Here is a 568-nt window from a genome sequence, read left to right on the forward strand (position 1 = left end):
TATGGCAGATTTTGAATATTTCAGAGCAGAAGAATCTGACCAGTTTTCTTTTTTTCGGATACCAAAAGCTCTGTTCACAGAAAAAGAGTTTGCAAGCCTGTCCACAGACGCAAAGCTCCTTTACGGAATTCTGCTTGATCGAATCAGCCTATCCAAGAAAAATGGTTGGATTGACGGTGATGGTTATGTCTATATTATTTACACGATCGCAGAATTGCAGGAGCTGTTGCGAATGTCGCATACGACAGTGACAAAGCTTCTTTATGAGCTTGACAGTGTGCATGGGATTGGATTGATCGAACGGTATCGGCAGGGGAATAATCGTCCTTCTGTCATATATGTGAAAAATTTTGTGAAACGGATCAGAGGAAAGCCAGTAAGATACGTTGCTTCTGGAACGCCAGAAACTGGAAATCCAGACTGCAAAGAATTGGAAATCCGGATTGCAAGAAACTGGAAGTCCGGAACGCAAAAAAATAGAAGTCCGGACTGCAAGAATCTGGATGGAAATAATACTAAGATAAATAAGACTGAAAAGAATCATACTGATAAGAGTAAGGGCAATACT

At 40.7% G+C, this 568-nt stretch carries 2 pseudogenes; both read left to right on the forward strand.

Features of this window, described 5'->3' with window-relative positions:
• Position 1 precedes the first annotated feature (1 nt).
• Positions 2–259, forward strand: a pseudogene (locus G5B12_RS18430) (replication initiator protein A); the annotation flags it as partial.
• 93 nt (positions 260–352) lie between these two features.
• Positions 353–568: pseudogene (locus G5B12_RS18190) on the forward strand (replication initiator protein A); the annotation flags it as partial.

It is taken from the genome of Blautia sp. MSK.20.85 (assembly GCF_013317245.1).
In the GTDB taxonomy this organism is placed as follows: Bacteria; Bacillota; Clostridia; order Lachnospirales; family Lachnospiraceae; genus Blautia_A.